Annotated in this window: 9 protein-coding genes, 8 tRNA genes and 3 rRNA genes; 2 read left to right on the top strand and 18 right to left on the bottom strand. The window is 42.2% G+C overall.

Translation table 11 applies throughout. From position 1 onward, the window contains the following. Window positions 1-454: 454 nt before the first annotated feature. Window positions 455-2,257: a glutamine--fructose-6-phosphate transaminase (isomerizing) gene (gene glmS / locus KDN24_RS01165; protein ID WP_409970657.1), complete on the bottom strand. Its 1,803-nt coding sequence runs from the start codon at window positions 2,255-2,257 to the stop codon at window positions 455-457. Between the two features lie 854 nt (window positions 2,258-3,111). Here glmS and KDN24_RS01160 point away from each other — a divergent pair. Beyond that, on the top strand, window positions 3,112-4,005 hold the full coding sequence (locus KDN24_RS01160; RefSeq protein ID WP_409970686.1) for a DUF2268 domain-containing putative Zn-dependent protease: 894 nt from the start codon (window positions 3,112-3,114) through the stop codon (window positions 4,003-4,005). Window positions 4,006-4,098: 93 nt separating this feature from the next. Here the strand turns inward: KDN24_RS01160 and glmM are convergent, their stop codons facing one another. From glmM to KDN24_RS01075, 17 genes are all read right to left on the bottom strand, one after another. After that, entirely contained in the window at window positions 4,099-5,451 is a 1,353-nt protein-coding gene (gene glmM, locus KDN24_RS01155; RefSeq protein ID WP_409970656.1) for a phosphoglucosamine mutase, read from the bottom strand. Window positions 5,452-5,478: 27 nt separating this feature from the next. After that, a complete protein-coding gene (locus KDN24_RS01150) occupies window positions 5,479-6,756 on the bottom strand; it encodes a CdaR family protein (RefSeq protein WP_409970655.1) in 1,278 nt (425 codons plus the stop codon). After that, window positions 6,749-7,576, bottom strand: coding sequence for a diadenylate cyclase CdaA (gene cdaA, locus KDN24_RS01145; RefSeq protein WP_409970654.1), 828 nt, complete (start codon window positions 7,574-7,576; stop codon window positions 6,749-6,751). The genes KDN24_RS01150 and cdaA overlap by 8 nt, the downstream gene beginning before the upstream one ends. Before the next feature lie 239 nt (window positions 7,577-7,815). After that, on the bottom strand, window positions 7,816-8,475 hold the full coding sequence (locus KDN24_RS01140; RefSeq protein WP_409970653.1) for a zf-HC2 domain-containing protein: 660 nt from the start codon (window positions 8,473-8,475) through the stop codon (window positions 7,816-7,818). 200 nt (window positions 8,476-8,675) lie between these two features. Beyond that, window positions 8,676-9,239, bottom strand: coding sequence for an RNA polymerase sigma factor SigW (sigW, locus tag KDN24_RS01135; protein WP_409970652.1), 564 nt, complete (start codon window positions 9,237-9,239; stop codon window positions 8,676-8,678). A gap of 218 nt (window positions 9,240-9,457) precedes the next feature. Beyond that, the gene (gene rocF, locus KDN24_RS01130; protein ID WP_409970651.1) at window positions 9,458-10,354 is read right to left on the bottom strand and encodes an arginase; all 897 of its coding nucleotides are present in this window, start codon (window positions 10,352-10,354) and stop codon (window positions 9,458-9,460) included. Between the two features lie 275 nt (window positions 10,355-10,629). Next, window positions 10,630-10,702 (bottom strand) — tRNA-Lys (locus KDN24_RS01125). A gap of 207 nt (window positions 10,703-10,909) precedes the next feature. Beyond that, a tRNA-Gln gene (locus KDN24_RS01120) sits at window positions 10,910-10,984 on the bottom strand. A gap of 84 nt (window positions 10,985-11,068) precedes the next feature. Further along, window positions 11,069-11,153: transfer RNA gene (locus KDN24_RS01115), tRNA-Tyr, on the bottom strand. 13 nt (window positions 11,154-11,166) lie between these two features. Next, a tRNA-Thr gene (locus tag KDN24_RS01110) sits at window positions 11,167-11,239 on the bottom strand. 44 nt (window positions 11,240-11,283) lie between these two features. Continuing rightward, window positions 11,284-11,356: transfer RNA gene (locus tag KDN24_RS01105), tRNA-Val, on the bottom strand. Between the two features lie 67 nt (window positions 11,357-11,423). Beyond that, window positions 11,424-11,498 (bottom strand) — tRNA-Glu (locus KDN24_RS01100). Window positions 11,499-11,517: 19 nt separating this feature from the next. Then, window positions 11,518-11,590 (bottom strand) — tRNA-Thr (locus KDN24_RS01095). A gap of 38 nt (window positions 11,591-11,628) precedes the next feature. Beyond that, window positions 11,629-11,703 (bottom strand) — tRNA-Asn (locus KDN24_RS01090). Window positions 11,704-11,712: 9 nt separating this feature from the next. Beyond that, window positions 11,713-11,829, bottom strand: a 5S ribosomal RNA gene (gene rrf / locus KDN24_RS01085). A 193-nt stretch (window positions 11,830-12,022) separates the two neighbouring features. Then, window positions 12,023-14,958 (bottom strand): 23S ribosomal RNA (locus KDN24_RS01080). A 488-nt stretch (window positions 14,959-15,446) separates the two neighbouring features. After that, a 16S ribosomal RNA gene (locus KDN24_RS01075) occupies window positions 15,447-16,996 on the bottom strand. The 16S, 23S and 5S rRNA genes sit together here with 8 tRNA genes alongside, the layout of an rRNA operon. Window positions 16,997-17,624: 628 nt before the next feature. On the opposite strand from KDN24_RS01075, the gene KDN24_RS01070 reads away from it, so the two are divergent. Next, complete coding sequence (locus KDN24_RS01070; RefSeq protein WP_409970785.1) at window positions 17,625-17,900, top strand: CC/Se motif family (seleno)protein; 276 nt, start codon at window positions 17,625-17,627, stop codon at window positions 17,898-17,900. Window positions 17,901-18,044 lie beyond the last annotated feature (144 nt).

Below are 18,044 nucleotides of genomic sequence, written 5' to 3'. Positions count from 1 at the left end.
CATATCGGAATAAAACGATATGTTGAAATTTATCTTACTCTTATCAAAAAAATTTGTCAATAGTAATTGTTCAAATTCTATCGGTTTGAAATTAGGATGACTGTTCTACAAAAGACGGTATATTGAAATATAATTCTTTTAAAGAAACTAAAAAAGAACCCGGTTAGTTTTGGACTAATCAGGTTCTTTTTAAATCAATTAAATTTTTTAAAACTATTAGCAAAAACTTAGTTTTAAATATACACTTTATTTCAAACCACATAATTACTTATCTCATATTAGTAAATTTAGTATTTAAAAAAATATTAATTATCATGGTATCGAAGTTTCTAACTTTTTTAGCTGTTTCCATCTTTAATTTCGTATTTCCATCTTTATTTTCATATTTCCAACTTTTTTTCAGCGTTTCCAACATTTTTTTAACTATACAGCAGAGAAAAATTTCAACATACCCCTACTCCACTGTAACCGACTTCGCCAAGTTCCTCGGCTTATCGACATCACAATCACGGTGTAGTGCAGCATAGTAAGAAATGAGTTGTAACGGGATGACAGAGATAAGTGGTGTTACTAGTTCATGAACGTGTGGAATGATGAAGGTGTCTTCATCAGATTCTAAACCGCTCATCGAAATGATACATGTGTTGGCTCCACGGGCAGCTACTTCTTGAATGTTGCCGCGGATATTTAAATTTACGTGTGCTTGTGTGGCTAAGGCGATGACGGGTGTGCCTTCCTCAATTAAGGCGATTGTGCCATGCTTTAATTCGCCACCGGCAAAGCCTTCTGCTTGAATATATGAAATTTCCTTTAGTTTCAATGCTCCTTCAAGTCCCACATAATAGTCCATTCCACGGCCTATGAAGAACGCATTGCGTGTTACTGTTAGAAATTCACGAGCAATCGTTTCAAATTTTTCTTTTTCATTACAAAGGACTTCCATGGCATTTGCAGCAATTCCTAGCTCATGTACAAGACTGAAGTCGAACTGCTTTCCACGACTCTTCGCTGTCACCTCTGCTAAAATGGCTAATACAGCTAGCTGTGCCGTATAGGCCTTAGTTGATGCAACTGCAATTTCAGGACCAGCATGAAGCAATAATGTGTAATCGGCTTCTCTTGATAATGTCGAGCCCTGTACATTGGTAATCGTGATAGCTGGGTAGCCCATTTCCTTTACTTGGACAAGAACGGCACGGCTGTCTGCTGTTTCGCCGCTCTGTGAAATAAAGATAAATAACGGCTTTTCTGAAAGCATTGGCATATTGTAGCCGAATTCACTTGATATGTGTACTTCAACTGGGATTTTAGCCAGTTTTTCAATGAATTGCTTTCCGACTAAACCTGCATGATAAGATGTACCTGCAGCAATAACATAAATACGGTCTGCCCCATTCATTGCGCTAATGATCTCGTGATCGATCGTTAAATTTCCTTGTTCACTTTGATACTTTTGAATGATTTTGCGTATTACTAATGGCTGTTCATCAATTTCCTTCAGCATATAGTGAGGATATGTGCCTTTTTCAATATCGCTCATATCAAGTTCGGCTTTATATGGAGCACGGCTTATCATATGACCAGCCAAGTTTTTAATGATGACCTCGTCCTTCTTCACGAAAACCATTTCTTTATCCATAAGCTCAACATATTGGTCGGTAACCTGCAGCATTGCCATCGCATCTGAAGCGACAACATTGAAGCTGTCACCTAATCCTACTAGAAGTGGGCTTTTATTTTTTGCAACAAAGATTGTTTCTTTATTCTGTTCATCTAAAAGGGCAAGGGCATATGACCCTTCTACAAGCTGAAGTGTTCTACGGAACGCTTCCTCAGTCGTCAATCCTTCGTTAGCGAATAATTCAATAAGCTGAACGATGACCTCTGTATCTGTGTCGCTTGTAAAAGATATCCCTTGTAAATAGTCTCTCTTTAAGATTTCATAATTTTCAATGACCCCGTTATGAACGAGTGTGAAGCGCCCTGAAGCACTTACATGAGGATGGGCATTCGTTGTATTTGGCACACCATGTGTAGCCCAACGGGTATGACCAATCCCAATTGTTGCAGCCTCATCGAAATTTACAATGCTTCGTAAATCAGCAATCCGGCCTTTCCCTTTAAAAGTTTGCACACCTGTTTCATTCAAAACAGCAATACCTGCTGAATCATAACCTCTATATTCAAGCTTTTCTAAGCCTTTGAGTAAAATTTCCTTCGTATCTTGTAATCCAATATAACCAACAATTCCGCACATGTTTCTTCTTCCTCCAATTAGAAAAGCGTAAGTGCCCCGTTTAGCGACGTATGGACTGGACTGACCCCGTATGAGATAAAGGAAACACGACAAACGTTAGTGAGTCGATGTTGACTTATCGTAAGGAGGGGGAGGGAAGTCCACTAGTCGCTGGGCGCTGAAGCTAGACATTCATCAACTTCAAAGACGCTTTATTTTTTTTTGAAAGAGGCAAGAAGCCTTTTGGGACAGTCTTGCCCCTTATCTCATCATCAAATTTGCCATAGTGTCATAACTCAAACTTTATCCAACTTAATTGATAAAAGTCTGAGGCATTCGCTGAAGGCTTGCTTTCGCTAAATAAAGTTAAGCTTTCTCTTCCCTTTGTCCATTAAGTTGCCTTAATGATTTAAAGAAGAGCTAACGGTTAGCTTATAACCGGGAGGTATCCGCCGAAAACTTCGATAAGCCTCCTCCTCGTCAACTAATCCTTTTTTTCCGCTCACAGATTAGTCCAGGCGCTTTTATAATGATTTCCTTGTAAAAGACTCTCAACCCTCCTCATTCATATTTGAGCGTTTGTTTCCTGAAACGATTTCCATCCCACTTTTTTTAAAAAATAAAGACCCTCGCTACGCGAAGTTAATGTTCCAGAAAGCAGATTGATCATACAATACGTAAAGGTCTTCGTCAACTAATAACTTAAGGAAGTTAGACGTATGACAACATCCGATTGAAAAATGTCTGCTTATAAATAGACTATGCTTAAAAAAGCTTAGTCGTTCCCTTACATATAGCAATTTATTTACCAAACATAGCTTGACTTTTACGTAGCGTCATAGATTAAGTTTGTTCTTAGGAGGTCAGAGATAATGATGAAACTTATGATTGAAGATACAATTAATCAGTATGATACGGTACTTTCATTGCCATCTGATGAAAGAGAACATTTTTTCAGGTATACAATGATGAGGCCTTTCGAGGGCATGTGGAATGCCATTCATGTACCACTGAAAGCGAAGGAGCCAAAAGGCTATGATGTCATGATGGCAACACAAATGCTAGGGTATTTAGACATTAACGAAACAAGATTAGCTGAAGAAGCATTAAATGATTTAAAAAAGATGAACGCATTAAAAATTGCAGAAAACACCTTGACAGACTGCATTGATTTTTCTTCCAAGTACAATTTAAAAATAAGTGCAGACGAACTGAAATTCGGTATGTATATTGCAGATCCCCAAAAACTTAAAAATCAAAACGGTTATACTGGTTTTGGTGGTGTACCTGGCTATGTTATGACAATAATCAATCCAAATAGCTATAACATCCCAAGATTTCCAGCACTTATTGCACATGAATTTCATCATAATTTACGATTCTCTTATTTTGAATGGAATCATGGGGACGTAACCGTAGGTGATTATATCATTATTGAAGGTCTTGCAGATTCATTTGCTACTGCATTATATGGTGAAGAATCTTTAGGACCATGGGTTACTTCAATCGACCATGAGGATCTTGAATACTCTATTTACGTAATGAAAGAAGGTCTTAAAGTTAAAGGTTTTGCGGAAGTAAGCAGCTATATGTTTGGAGATGAATTTGCAAAAAAGGAAGGTTATCAACCAGTTGGCTTATCTACCGGTGCAGGTTATGCTGTAGGTTATCATGTCGTCCAGTCTTTTATGAAACATAATCATGTTACGATTCAAGAAGCCACTTTGCTAGGTGCGGAAGAAATCATTAAGGGATCTCATGTTTTTTAAAATAAGAGAGTTTAATTAATTTCATGAAAACACCGTCTAGATATGTAGACGGTGTTTTCATGAATGATAATTAAAACCATTTCAATATTAATTCTATTCTTCCTTTAAACCCATTTCCTCTTTAACGACAGCCGCAATTCGCTCGACATACTCATTGCATAGCTCTTCTGTTGGCGCTTCGGCCATGACACGAACAAGCGGCTCTGTTCCGGAAGGACGTACAAGAATGCGGCCATCTTCATTCATTTCTTTCTCAACTTCTGAAATAACAGCACTTACCTTTTCATTATCTGTAACATGATGTTTATCAGTAACACGAATATTTACAAGCTTTTGCGGAAATTTCTGCATTTCCTTTGCCAGCTCTGATAAAGGCTTCTTCGTAGCTTTCATAATATTGGCGAGCTGCAAGCCTGTTAGGAGGCCATCCCCTGTTGTATTATAATCAAGGAAAATAATATGGCCTGATTGCTCGCCACCAAGATTAAAGCCATTCTTCTTCATTTCTTCAACAACATATCTGTCACCGACAGCAGTTGGAATGCTCTTAATGCCATTAGCTTCTAATCCTTTATAAAAGCCAAGATTACTCATGACCGTTGAAACAACCGTGCTATGCTTTAATCTTCCGTGTTCCTTTAAATATTTTCCGCAAATGTACATGATTTGATCGCCATCAATGATTTCACCGTTCTCATCAATTGCAATTAAGCGATCGCCGTCACCATCAAAGGCTAATCCGATATCTGCACCCTTTTCTTTTAGAAAAGCTGCTAAGCTTTCAGGATGTGTAGAGCCAACACCTTCATTAATATTTATACCGTTAGGAGAGGCACCGATAACTGATAGATCCGCATCTAAATCTGCAAACAGATGAGAAGCTAAGCTTGATGTTGCACCATGCGCGCAATCTAATGCTATATGTATGCCAGAAAAATCTTCATCAACCGTTTGTTTTAAGTATTGAAGATATTTCTGTCCTCCTTCAAAATAATCCATCACTTGACCAAGGTCAGCACCAACTGGTCTTGGTAGAGAATCCACATCTTCATCCATTAATACTTCAATCTGTTCTTCTTGTTCGTCAGAAAGTTTAAAGCCATCTGGCCCGAAAAATTTAATTCCGTTATCTGCAACTGGATTATGGGATGCCGAAATCATTACACCAGCTTCTGCACCAAGTGCCTTTGTTAAATAAGCAACACCAGGCGTGGAGATCACGCCTAGACGCATAACTTCAGCTCCAATGGATAAAAGGCCAGCTACTAGTGCACCTTCAAGCATATGACCAGAAACTCGAGTGTCTCGACCAATCAATACTTTTGGACGACTTTTATCTTTTGTTAACACATATCCACCACATCGACCTAATTTAAAAGCTAATTCAGGTGTCAATTCACTATTAGCAACCCCGCGTACTCCATCTGTACCGAAATATTTACCCATTTAATAAATCCGCTCCTTCTTCGTTCTCTATAAAGCTTCTTTTTCAGTAATTGTAATTTTCGCTGTTTCTGTTGCTAGTTTCCAATTTACATTAGCCGGACCATTGACATTAATTTTTACTTCATGATCACCTTCACTTAATTGTGATAGGTCAAGAAATAGATTAAAATCACTAGCACTCATTTGATGAATAATATCACTTTTTCCATTAACTGTTAAGTCGACAGTCCCTTTTGCTGGAGAAAGGAGGTTCGCCTCATATTGGTTAGCCAAACCTGTTAGATGAATCGGAAGACTAGAAAAGGTTCTGTTTTCATTCGTTGCTTCTTCATCCTCAGTGCCTTCGTTAACAATACTTGCATCTATCGTTGCTTTTACGATTGTTGGATTTACTTCGGTTACTCCATTTGGAATAATTATCGGGAGCGAAAACTCCGAATTCCCATTAATTTTGCTTAAATCTATTTCCACCCTTACATTATCTGTTTTGTCTAAAACATCTTGCGGGCCAAATATTTTAACCTCATCTAAATTTAAGGAGATGGAATTTATCACAACATTGCTCGGTAATGTTCCTTTTTCTTTTATTTCGATTGGCACTGTTTTACTTAAGCTTTTGACAGGAATGACCACTTCGACCGTGCTTGGTTCGACGACAACATCTAGTTTATTCATGTCTCTATCGAATATGAGTACTTGTGCTGCCCTTCTAACGGTCGTATTAATAGGGCCTTTTAAATCTACTGTCGCTTTCACATAGCTAATTCTTTCCATGACATCTTTTGCTCCGGTAATCTTCACTGTACCCGGCGCAATATCAGGCGACTCCGAAATAAAGCCTTCCTCAAGTAAAGACTTATTAAACTCTACATCGACTTTATAATTATCGGTAATTTTTTCTTGAATGCTGACATTAACATAGGCTGGCTCAATTGTTACCTTAAGCTTATCCGAAATATTGCGGATTTGGATAGGCACTCTTTTTGTACCAATTTCTGCATTTGATAAATCAACATACACTTCAAAGTTTCTTTGTACTTTTGCTGGCTGAAGAAGGTTTTTTGGCCCTTTTATCGTTAGCGTAACAGTCTCAGGAATGCCAGAAACAACAAGGTTATCGGTATCATAATAACTTTTTACAGGAACATCTGATAAAACCTCCGTATCCTGTAAACCGGGTACATTAATATTTGATACGTCTTTGTCTGGAATATAGACGGCATCAAAAAGAAACAAGGCTAGGATTAAGGCTACTACTTTCATAAACCAGCGGGTATTCACTAGTTTGTCAATCCATTTATCCATTTTTCTTCCCCCTCCAGTTCCAGCGTGCTGAAGAAGTCTGCTTTATTCTACTTTGTGTCAATAATTCCTTAGCTAGCATTTCTTTAAAAGCATCTAGTTTTAAATCTCGATGGAGTTCACCGTTTTTTGTTAAAGAAATACTGCCCGTCTCCTCCGAAACGATGACCGTAATACTATCTGTTACTTCACTAATTCCTAATGCCGCTCTATGCCTAGTCCCGAGCTCTTTTGATATAAATGGACTTTCAGATAATGGCAAATAACAGGCGGCAGCGGCTACCGTGTTTTTCTGGATGATAACGGCCCCGTCATGTAATGGGGTATTCGGGATAAAAATATTAATCAATAACTCAGATGAAACCTTCCCATCTAGTTGAATGCCTGTTTCAATATAATCTCCCATCCCGGTTTCCCGTTCAACAGAGATTAACGCTCCTATCCGGCGTTTCGCCATATAATCCACTGCTTTTGCAATAGCTTCAACAAGCTTCTCCTCCTCTTCACCTTCTTGATTACTGCTTCTGGAAAAGAGTCGACCACGCCCTAATTGCTCAAGCGCCCTTCGTAACTCAGGCTGGAAAATGATTGCGATCGCTAAAAATCCCCAAAGTAGAACTTGTTGCATCATCCATCCCAATGTTTGCAAATGGAATTTATCACTGATAACTTTCACAAGGATGATGACAAAAATCCCCTTTAATAATTGGACGGCTTTCGTTCCACGCGCAACCATAATGAGCTTGTAGATGACGAACCATACAAGGAGAATGTCAACAGCATTAGCCAAAAATTTTAGTATAGAAAAATCTGCAAACGACATTATCCCTTCCCCCAAAATTATATTGAAAAACAAGTTGAAATCAAATTCACCTTGGCGAGTGTCACCCAGATTCTTTATTTATTTTATGCCGTAAATTTTCAGAAAAAATCTAAAACATTCGCCTATAGTTAGCCTTAATATTATATCATAAATGATGTCTTTACCAATCCCATTGTATAAGCTGTATCTAAAAAGAAATTTTTGCAAAAAAAAGAGCCCTATAAATAGGGTCTCCACATTTACTTAGAAACAATAGCCTCATCTGATTGATTTTCGTCAAATATATTCACGACGCTTTTAGCAGTTTTTTTAATTTGGTACCACAACCAATCGAAGATGGCATTCACTTCTTCAATATTGCCTGTTACTTGGCCAGCTGAAGCTAAATATTTATCTCCATTCAAAACCTCGCCATTGATAACTGTTACATTTCCTTCAACTTGCCCTTCAATCTTCAATTTTCCGTTTTTGACAATTACATCGCCTTTAATAACTTCCCCTTCTGGAACAATAACCGTATCGTTTTGAACAATTAAGTTCGGTTGCTTAGAAACAGCAAACTCATGGTTTTGATCCCATGTTGAAACTAAGCTTCCTGCCATAAGAACGAAGAATAAAGAAGCTGCTGTTAATAGTGGATGCTGTCTAAACCAGCGTTGGAATCCAACCTTTCGCTTCTCTTTAGGCAATCTGGCCATCACATTAGCAGTAAAATTCGATGGGGCTTGTATATGTGAAGTACTTTGAACAAAAGCAATCGTCTTTCTTAACTCTTGAAAGTGAATTTGACATTCCCTACAGCTTTGCAAGTGCGCCCGTAATTCTCTTTCATTTTCGGCTGAGATCTCTTCATCTAAATATTCATGCATATAAAGAATTATTTCTGCTGGACACTTCAAAGTTCTCACCCTCTTTAATCAAATTCGCCTTGCCACACATATGTACCGAGATTTTTGCGAGCTGATTTGAAAATCAGCTTAAAAATCGGAGACATCTGTCGGAGGCTTATTTATTTTATTCAGCTAAAGTTTAACCTTAACTGATTTGAATCCACATTTGCAATTATCTCACCTTTAATAGTACCTCTAACCAATTGAAGCTAAACATATCGCAATTGGTTTCTTAATGCTTCTCTTCCACGATGTATTCTTGTTTTCACCGTTCCTAACGGTAGATCCAACATCTGACTAATTTCATTTAATGACAATTCCTCTATATACTTTAAGACGATAACCGTTCGATATTTCTCCGGTAGCTTCGATATTTCTCTTTGAATTGTCTCTCTCAGCTCAAGACTTTCGACATCCTCTTCAGGAAGCCTTGTTTCGGCAGGGATTTGGGAATACATCGTTAATCCATCTGTTCCTGCTACTTCAGCATCCAGGTAATAGTCCGGCTTTTTCTTTCTGATTCTATCAATACAAAGATTAGTGGCTATTCGGTACAGCCATGAAGAAAACTTTAAATTTATATTAAAGCTGTTTATGTTAGTATACGCTCGGAGGAAAGCTTCTTGTGCGATATCCTCTGCTTCATGTCTATTCCCAAGCATTCTATAGCAAATTTGAAATATTTTATCTTTATATATTTCAATTATTTCTGCATAAGCATCTTGATCGCCTTTTAAAACCTGCCTAATCCTTTTCTTTACGATTGTCTCCATTTATTCTTACCTCCGCCCTGGTGCGGCTAATCGATATTACGATCGATAGCGGAAAAGGTTTCATTTTTTATAAAAAAATTTACATAGTTCTATTTTAACAAATATTTACTAGCATAGTTGACCTTTTTTACTTTTTCCAGTAGAAAAAGTAACTATTTTAGTAAAAATGAATACAAAAAACAGGAACTTCATAAAAAGTCCCTGCTGATTAGCCAAGATTATAATAGTTTTTCTCCGAATAATGAACCCATTAGAGCAACAGCAACGGTTGCTGTTTTATTTTTGTCATCTAAAATTGGGTTAACTTCAACAAATTCAGCTGAAGTAATGATTTGTGCTTCAGCGAGCATTTCCATCGCCAAATGGCTTTCACGATAGCTGATTCCTCCAATGACTGGTGTGCCTACACCTGGTGCATCATGTGGATCCAACCCGTCTAAATCTAATGACAAATGAACGCCGTCTGTCTTATTCTTTAAATAGTCGATCGTTTCTTCCATCACTTTCGTCATGCCTAAACGATCGATTTCATGCATCGTGTAAACTTTAATTCCTTTTTCTTTAATAAGCTCACGTTCACCTTCATCTAATGAACGCGCACCAATTATAACAATGTTCTCTGGTTTAATTTTCGGAGCATACCCACCGACATTCGTTAATAACGGGTGGCCTATACCTAGGTTTACTGCTAGGGGCATCCCATGTATATTGCCTGTTGGGGATGTTTCAGCCGTATTTAAATCACCATGGGCATCATACCAGATCACACCTAAGTTTTGATAATGCTTAGCTACTCCTGCCAATGTTCCAATCGCAATACTATGATCCCCGCCAAAAACGAGAGGAAATGAGTTTGCTTTAATCGCTTTATCGACTTTTATCGCTAGAAGCTCTGTTTTTTCAGCAATCAAATGTAAGTTTCTCAAATTAGATTCGGTATCAATTTCAACTTCAGGTCTACCAATCGGAATATCTCCATAATCTTGCACATCATCAAATAGTTTCTTCAGACGCTCGTTTACCCCTGCATAACGGATAGCACTTGGCCCCATATCAACACCGCGCCTCGTTTGCCCTAAATCCATAGGCATCCCGATAATGGCCAACTTCTTCATGAAAAAAACTCCCTTCAACCGCTGTTACTTTCTAATATTTTAACCCTAAATAAAGAAATGACTCAACTCAACAAAAACGTGTATATATATACGTTTCTAGCATAATTTACCTTTGCAATAAGGCAGCTTGTTTCTCCTTATCTTATGCAATGTCATGAGCAGTCATATGATTTGAATTTAATTTTGCTTTACACTTTCTTACTAACCAAAACAAAAGGTGGGGAGAGAAAAACAAATGTTTTTCTCTCCCCACCCTCTTTTCTTCCTAATAGAAGTGAGCCATGCAGGATTCGAACCTGCGACCCTCTGATTAAAAGTCAGATGCTCTACCAACTGAGCTAATGGCTCGTATTAAATATAGTTTCCTAAAATTTATTTGCAGTGATAAATATGCGCCAAATCCCTGCGTGATTTGTTGCAGATTTTAAAAACTTACCATTCACGGAAGATTTGCTTCGTAGCTGTAATCCTTTAAAATCCTCTACCAACTGAGCTAATGGCTCGTATTAAGTATAGTTTCCTAAATTGTGTTTGTTGCAAATTGCAAAAAAAAAATGGCTGGGCTAGCTGGATTCGAACCAACGCATGTCGCAGTCAAAGTGCGATGCCTTACCGCTTGGCTATAGCCCAATATGTAAGATACTAAAAAATCAACTACAAAATAAAAAGGACTAATTATAACTTGTCCATTTTTTATGTTTTTATTAAAAAAAATGGTGGTGGGGGACGGATTCGAACCGCCGAACCCAAAGGGAGCGGATTTACAGTCCGCCGCGTTTAGCCACTTCGCTACCCCACCGCATAAAGAACAGTGCCGGCCAGAGGACTTGAACCCCCAACCTACTGATTACAAGTCAGTTGCTCTACCAATTGAGCTAGGCCGGCATATAAATTATGTACTTCCTATTTTAATACTGCTGAAACAATAATGGAGGATGACGGGATCGAACCGCCGACCCTCTGCTTGTAAGGCAGATGCTCTCCCAGCTGAGCTAATCCTCCGAAGCACAGAACGTGCTAGTGTATGCGCTGCGACAGGATGTCGCACACTTAGCATGCCTTCCAAAAATGGTGACCCCTACGGGATTCGAACCCGTGTTACCGCCGTGAAAGGGCGGTGTCTTAACCGCTTGACCAAGGGGCCATTTATAAATATTATGGTAAGCTTCCAAGCGGGCTCGAACCGCTGACCTCTTCCTTACCATGGAAGTGCTCTACCTGCTGAGCTATGGAAGCATAAAAACTACCTGCTCATATAGATAAAACCGAAAAAATGGCTCCGCAGGTAGGATTCGAACCTACGACCGTTCGGTTAACAGCCGAATGCTCTACCACTGAGCTACTGCGGAATAATAAAAGCTTAGCGGCGTCCTACTCTCACAGGGGGAGAGCCCCCAACTACCATCGGCGCTGAGAAGCTTAACTTCCGTGTTCGGGATGGGAACGGGTGTGACCTTCTCGCTATCGCCACTAAGCCTACATCATTGAATCATCTTCCTTGCTGGCTTGCGACGAGCTGAGGAGTTACTTCTCCAATTATGCTGCGGCGCAGGAGCAAACATTCAATGTGCTATGTATTGCATAATTTATTAATAAACAAATTATGTTGAGGTTTCATTCCCTCAAAACTAGATAATAAGAAGAAGAAATAGAGTAATCATAATTATTTTGGTTAAGTCCTCGACCGATTAGTATTTGTCAGCTCCACGTGTCACCACGCTTCCACCTCAAACCTATCAACCTGATCATCTTTCAGGGGTCTTACTAGCTTGCGCTATGGGAAATCTCATCTCGAGGGGGGCTTCATGCTTAGATGCTTTCAGCACTTATCCCGTCCGCACATAGCTACCCAGCTATGCCTTTGGCAAGACAACTGGTACACCAGCGGTGCGTCCATCCCGGTCCTCTCGTACTAAGGACAGCTCCTCTCAAATTTCCTGCGCCCACGACGGATAGGGACCGAACTGTCTCACGACGTTCTGAACCCAGCTCGCGTACCGCTTTAATGGGCGAACAGCCCAACCCTTGGGACCGACTACAGCCCCAGGATGCGATGAGCCGACATCGAGGTGCCAAACCTCCCCGTCGATGTGGACTCTTGGGGGAGATAAGCCTGTTATCCCCGGGGTAGCTTTTATCCGTTGAGCGATGGCCCTTCCATGCGGAACCACCGGATCACTAAGCCCGACTTTCGTCCCTGCTCGACTTGTAGGTCTCGCAGTCAAGCTCCCTTGTGCCTTTACACTCTACGAATGATTTCCAACCATTCTGAGGGAACCTTTGGGCGCCTCCGTTACTCTTTAGGAGGCGACCGCCCCAGTCAAACTGCCCACCTGACACTGTCTCCCGCCCCGATAAGGGGCGCGGGTTAGAATTTCAATACAGCCAGGGTAGTATCCCACCGATGCCTCCACCGAAGCTGGCGCTCCGGCTTCCTAGGCTCCTACCTATCCTGTACAAGCTGTACCGAAATTCAATATCAGGCTACAGTAAAGCTCCACGGGGTCTTTCCGTCCTGTCGCGGGTAACCTGCATCTTCACAGGTACTATAATTTCACCGAGTCTCTCGTTGAGACAGTGCCCAGATCGTTACGCCTTTCGTGCGGGTCGGAACTTACCCGACAAGGAATTTCGCTACCTTAGGACCGTTATAGTTACGGCCGCCGTTTACTGGGGCTTCAATTCAGAGCTTCGCTTACGCTAACCCCTCCTCTTAACCTTCCAGCACCGGGCAGGCGTCAGCCCCTATACTTCGCCTTGCGGCTTCGCAGAGACCTGTGTTTTTGCTAAACAGTCGCCTGGGCCTATTCACTGCGGCTCATCCGGGCTATTCACCCAAATGAGCACCCCTTCTCCCGAAGTTACGGGGTGATTTTGCCGAGTTCCTTAACGAGAGTTCTCTCGCTCACCTTAGGATTCTCTCCTCGCCTACCTGTGTCGGTTTGCGGTACGGGCACCTGTTACCTCGCTAGAGGCTTTTCTTGGCAGTGTGGATTCAGGAACTTCGGTACTCTATTTCCCTCGCCGTCACAGCTCAGCCTTCACGATAATGGGATTTGCCTCATTATCAGCCTAACTGCTTGGACGCGCTATTCCAGCAGCGCGCTTACCCTATCCTCCTGCGTCCCCCCATTGCTCAAACGGTAATTTGGTGGTACAGGAATATCAACCTGTTGTCCATCGCCTACGCTTTTCAGCCTCGGCTTAGGTCCCGACTAACCCTGAGCGGACGAGCCTTCCTCAGGAAACCTTAGGCATTCGGTGGATGGGATTCTCACCCATCTTTCGCTACTCATACCGGCATTCTCACTTCTAAGCGCTCCACTAGTCCTTACGGTCTAGCTTCAACGCCCTTAGAACGCTCTCCTACCACGGACACCATACGGTGTCCATCCACAGTTTCGGTGATACGTTTAGCCCCGGTACATTTTCGGCGCAGAGTCACTCGACCAGTGAGCTATTACGCACTCTTTAAATGGTGGCTGCTTCTAAGCCAACATCCTGGTTGTCTAAGCAACTCCACATCCTTTTCCACTTAACGTATACTTTGGGACCTTAACTGGTGGTCTGGGCTGTTTCCCTCTTGACTACGGATCTTATCACTCGCAGTCTGACTCCCATGGATAAGTCTTTGGCATTCGGAGTTTGTCTGAATTCGGTAACCCGATGGGGGCCCCTAGTCCAAACAGTGCTCTACCTCCAAGACTCTTACTACATGAGGCTAGCCCTAAAGCTATTTCGGAGAGAACCAGCTATCTCCAAGTTCGATTGGAATTTCTCCGCTACCCACACCTCATCCCCGCACTTTTCAACGTGCGTGGGTTCGGTCCTCCATCCAGTGTTACCTGGACTTCAACCTGGACATGGGTAGGTCACCTGGTTTCGGGTCTACGACCACATACTACATTCGCCCTATTCAGACTCGCTTTCGCTGCGGCTCCGTCTTCTCAACTTAACCTCGCATGTAATCGTAACTCGCCGGTTCATTCTACAAAAGGCACGCCATCACCCGTTAATGGGCTCTGACTACTTGTAGGCACACGGTTTCAGGAACTATTTCACTCCCCTTCCGGGGTGCTTTTCACCTTTCCCTCACGGTACTGGTTCACTATCGGTCACTAGGGAGTATTTAGCCTTGGGAGATGGTCCTCCCTGCTTCCGACGGGATTTCACGTGTCCCGCCGTACTCAGGATCCACTCTGGAGGGAACGAAGTTTCAACTACAGGGCTTTTACCTTCTCTGGCCGGCCTTTCCAGACCTGTTCATTTACCTCATTCCTTTGTAACTCCGTGTAGAGTGTCCTACAACCCCAAGAGGCAAGCCTCTTGGTTTGGGCTAATCCCGTTTCGCTCGCCGCTACTCAGGGAATCGCGTTTGCTTTCTCTTCCTCCGGGTACTTAGATGTTTCAGTTCCCCGGGTCTGCCTTCTCTACCCTATGTATTCAGGTAAAGATACTGTTCCATTACGAACAGCGGGTTCCCCCATTCGGAAATCTCCGGATCAAAGCTTACTTACAGCTCCCCGAAGCATATCGGTGTTAGTCCCGTCCTTCATCGGCTCCTAGTGCCTAGGCATTCACCGTGCGCCCTTTCTAACTTAACCTTGTTCGGTCAATGATAAGCTTCACATCTCTTCGTCAGCTCCGTCACTGTGCTCCTCACGTACAAACTACGTACGTTCCGGTGCTCGTTCTGTCGCTTCCTCGACCTGTTCGCTTCTCATTGCCCTCACGATTTTTATCGTGATTGGTTTTTACTCTATTAAATAATAGAGAGAAATACTAAAATGGCGATTACTCGGTTTTTCTTCTTCTTTCATTATCTAGTTTTCAAGGAACGAGGCTACTGACTTCAATCACATCGTGAATAAGCTTCTTAGATAAAGCTTCGTGCTGCCTTGCGACGAGCTGAAGAATTACTTCCTCGAATAGGCTGTGGCGCAGGAGCAAATACTCTTTACATTCACGAATCAATATAAAGTTAAGCAGCTATTTCATCTTACTTACGCAAGATAATTAAGAGAGATTGTTCTCTCAAAACTGAACGAACAAATGACGTCTTTTTATGAAGTTTCTACTTCATTTTCCTTAGAAAGGAGGTGATCCAGCCGCACCTTCCGATACGGCTACCTTGTTACGACTTCACCCCAATCATCTGTCCCACCTTAGGCGGCTGGCTCCAAAAGGTTACCCCACCGACTTCGGGTGTTACAAACTCTCGTGGTGTGACGGGCGGTGTGTACAAGGCCCGGGAACGTATTCACCGCGGCATGCTGATCCGCGATTACTAGCGATTCCGGCTTCATGCAGGCGAGTTGCAGCCTGCAATCCGAACTGAGAATGGTTTTATGGGATTGGCTTAACCTCGCGGTCTCGCAGCCCTTTGTTCCATCCATTGTAGCACGTGTGTAGCCCAGGTCATAAGGGGCATGATGATTTGACGTCATCCCCACCTTCCTCCGGTTTGTCACCGGCAGTCACCTTAGAGTGCCCAACTGAATGCTGGCAACTAAGATCAAGGGTTGCGCTCGTTGCGGGACTTAACCCAACATCTCACGACACGAGCTGACGACAACCATGCACCACCTGTCACTCTGTCCCCCGAAGGGGAAAGCCCTATCTCTAGGGTTGACAGAGGATGTCAAGACCTGGTAAGGTTCTTCGCGTTGCTTCGAATTAAACCACATGCTCCACCGCTTGTGCGGGCCCCCGTCAATTCCTTTGAGTTTCAGCCTTGCGGCCGTACTCCCCAGGCGGAGTGCTTAATGCGTTTGCTGCAGCACTAAGGGGCGGAAACCCCCTAACACTTAGCACTCATCGTTTACGGCGTGGACTACCAGGGTATCTAATCCTGTTCGCTCCCCACGCTTTCGCGCCTCAGTGTCAGTTACAGACCAGAAAGTCGCCTTCGCCACTGGTGTTCCTCCACATCTCTACGCATTTCACCGCTACACGTGGAATTCCACTTTCCTCTTCTGCACTCAAGTTCCCCAGTTTCCAATGACCCTCCCCGGTTGAGCCGGGGGCTTTCACATCAGACTTAAGGAACCACCTGCGCGCGCTTTACGCCCAATAATTCCGGACAACGCTTGCCACCTACGTATTACCGCGGCTGCTGGCACGTAGTTAGCCGTGGCTTTCTGGTTAGGTACCGTCAAGGTACCGGCAGTTACTCCGATACTTGTTCTTCCCTAACAACAGAGTTTTACGATCCGAAAACCTTCATCACTCACGCGGCGTTGCTCCGTCAGACTTTCGTCCATTGCGGAAGATTCCCTACTGCTGCCTCCCGTAGGAGTCTGGGCCGTGTCTCAGTCCCAGTGTGGCCGATCACCCTCTCAGGTCGGCTACGCATCGTGGCCTTGGTGAGCCGTTACCTCACCAACTAGCTAATGCGCCGCGGGCCCATCTGTAAGTGATAGCTAAAGCCATCTTTCAGCTTTTCCTCATGGGAGGAAAAGAGTTATCCGGTATTAGCTCCGGTTTCCCGAAGTTATCCCCGTCTTACAGGCAGGTTGCCCACGTGTTACTCACCCGTCCGCCGCTAACTTTTGGGAGCAAGCTCCCAAAAGTTCGCTCGACTTGCATGTATTAGGCACGCCGCCAGCGTTCGTCCTGAGCCAGGATCAAACTCTCCAATAAGATGAGACTTCCTTCGCGGGATGTTTTTCCCCGAGATGGTTAGTCGAATCAATCGGGTATTTACGGGCAGTTATCCGCAAGGATATTACTGCGCGTTAATACGCGATAAAGAGTGAGTTGATTAGCTCATAAATTGTCTTTTCAAAAAAGACTAAAGAATAACGTTGACGTTTTTGTTCGTTCAGTTTTCAAAGAACAAGGCAACTAACTTCAATCACATCATGAATAACCTTCTTCGAATCTACTTCGTGCAGCCTTGCGACGAGCTAAGGAGTTACACCCTCGAGTAATCTACGGCGCAGGAGCAATGAAACTATTCAATCTGCAATCAATTTTAGTAAGTTGTGTTTACTCTATCGCCCAGAAGCGACTTTCTTAATATATCATCTTTCGCATTTGACGTCAACACTTTTTTAAAAAATATTTAACGTGTCAGCAGCGACTTTTAACAATATACCAACTTATTAATTTCTAGTCAATATGTTTTTAAGTTTATTTTTCTTCTTATAAAAAATCACCTGTTTGTTCTATTATTTACTGCCCTCTTATTTTTATTGATGGCAATTGAATTTTTAGAATATACATACTATAGTGGTAATTAATCTATTGATGATAGGAGTGCTGAAAATTGCAAGTTGAAATGGATTCCGCATCAAAAATGTGGATTGAATCAAAAGGCCGGCAACTAACCGTAAAAATATTAGAGGTAAGCTCTTGCTGTGCTCCTAGTGTTCAAGAGGTGGTTGCTGTACCAGGCAGACCAAAAACCTTACATCAATTTAACGAGCTAATGATCGACAATTTATCCATCTATATACAGAAAACTCTTTACGAACATAAAAAACTTTCTCTTACGTTATCTGGCTTTAGTTTTCTAAAATCGATTTCAGCAAAGCTTCAGTAATTCGTACTCTGATACTCAAGGTTTACATGAACAAACTTAAACATTCCTAATTGATAAGAAAAATGGGCATCTTATCGGTCGATTTCCCGATGCAAGATGCCCATTTTTATTGAACCCAAATATTCACTCTCTTTTAGATATATA

This window comes from Cytobacillus sp. Bva_UNVM-123 (assembly GCF_046351715.2).
Classification (GTDB): domain Bacteria; phylum Bacillota; class Bacilli; order Bacillales; family Cytobacillaceae; genus Cytobacillus.
Note: the sequence above shows the minus strand (reverse complement) of the source record. Positions and strands in the feature narration are given on the sequence as shown.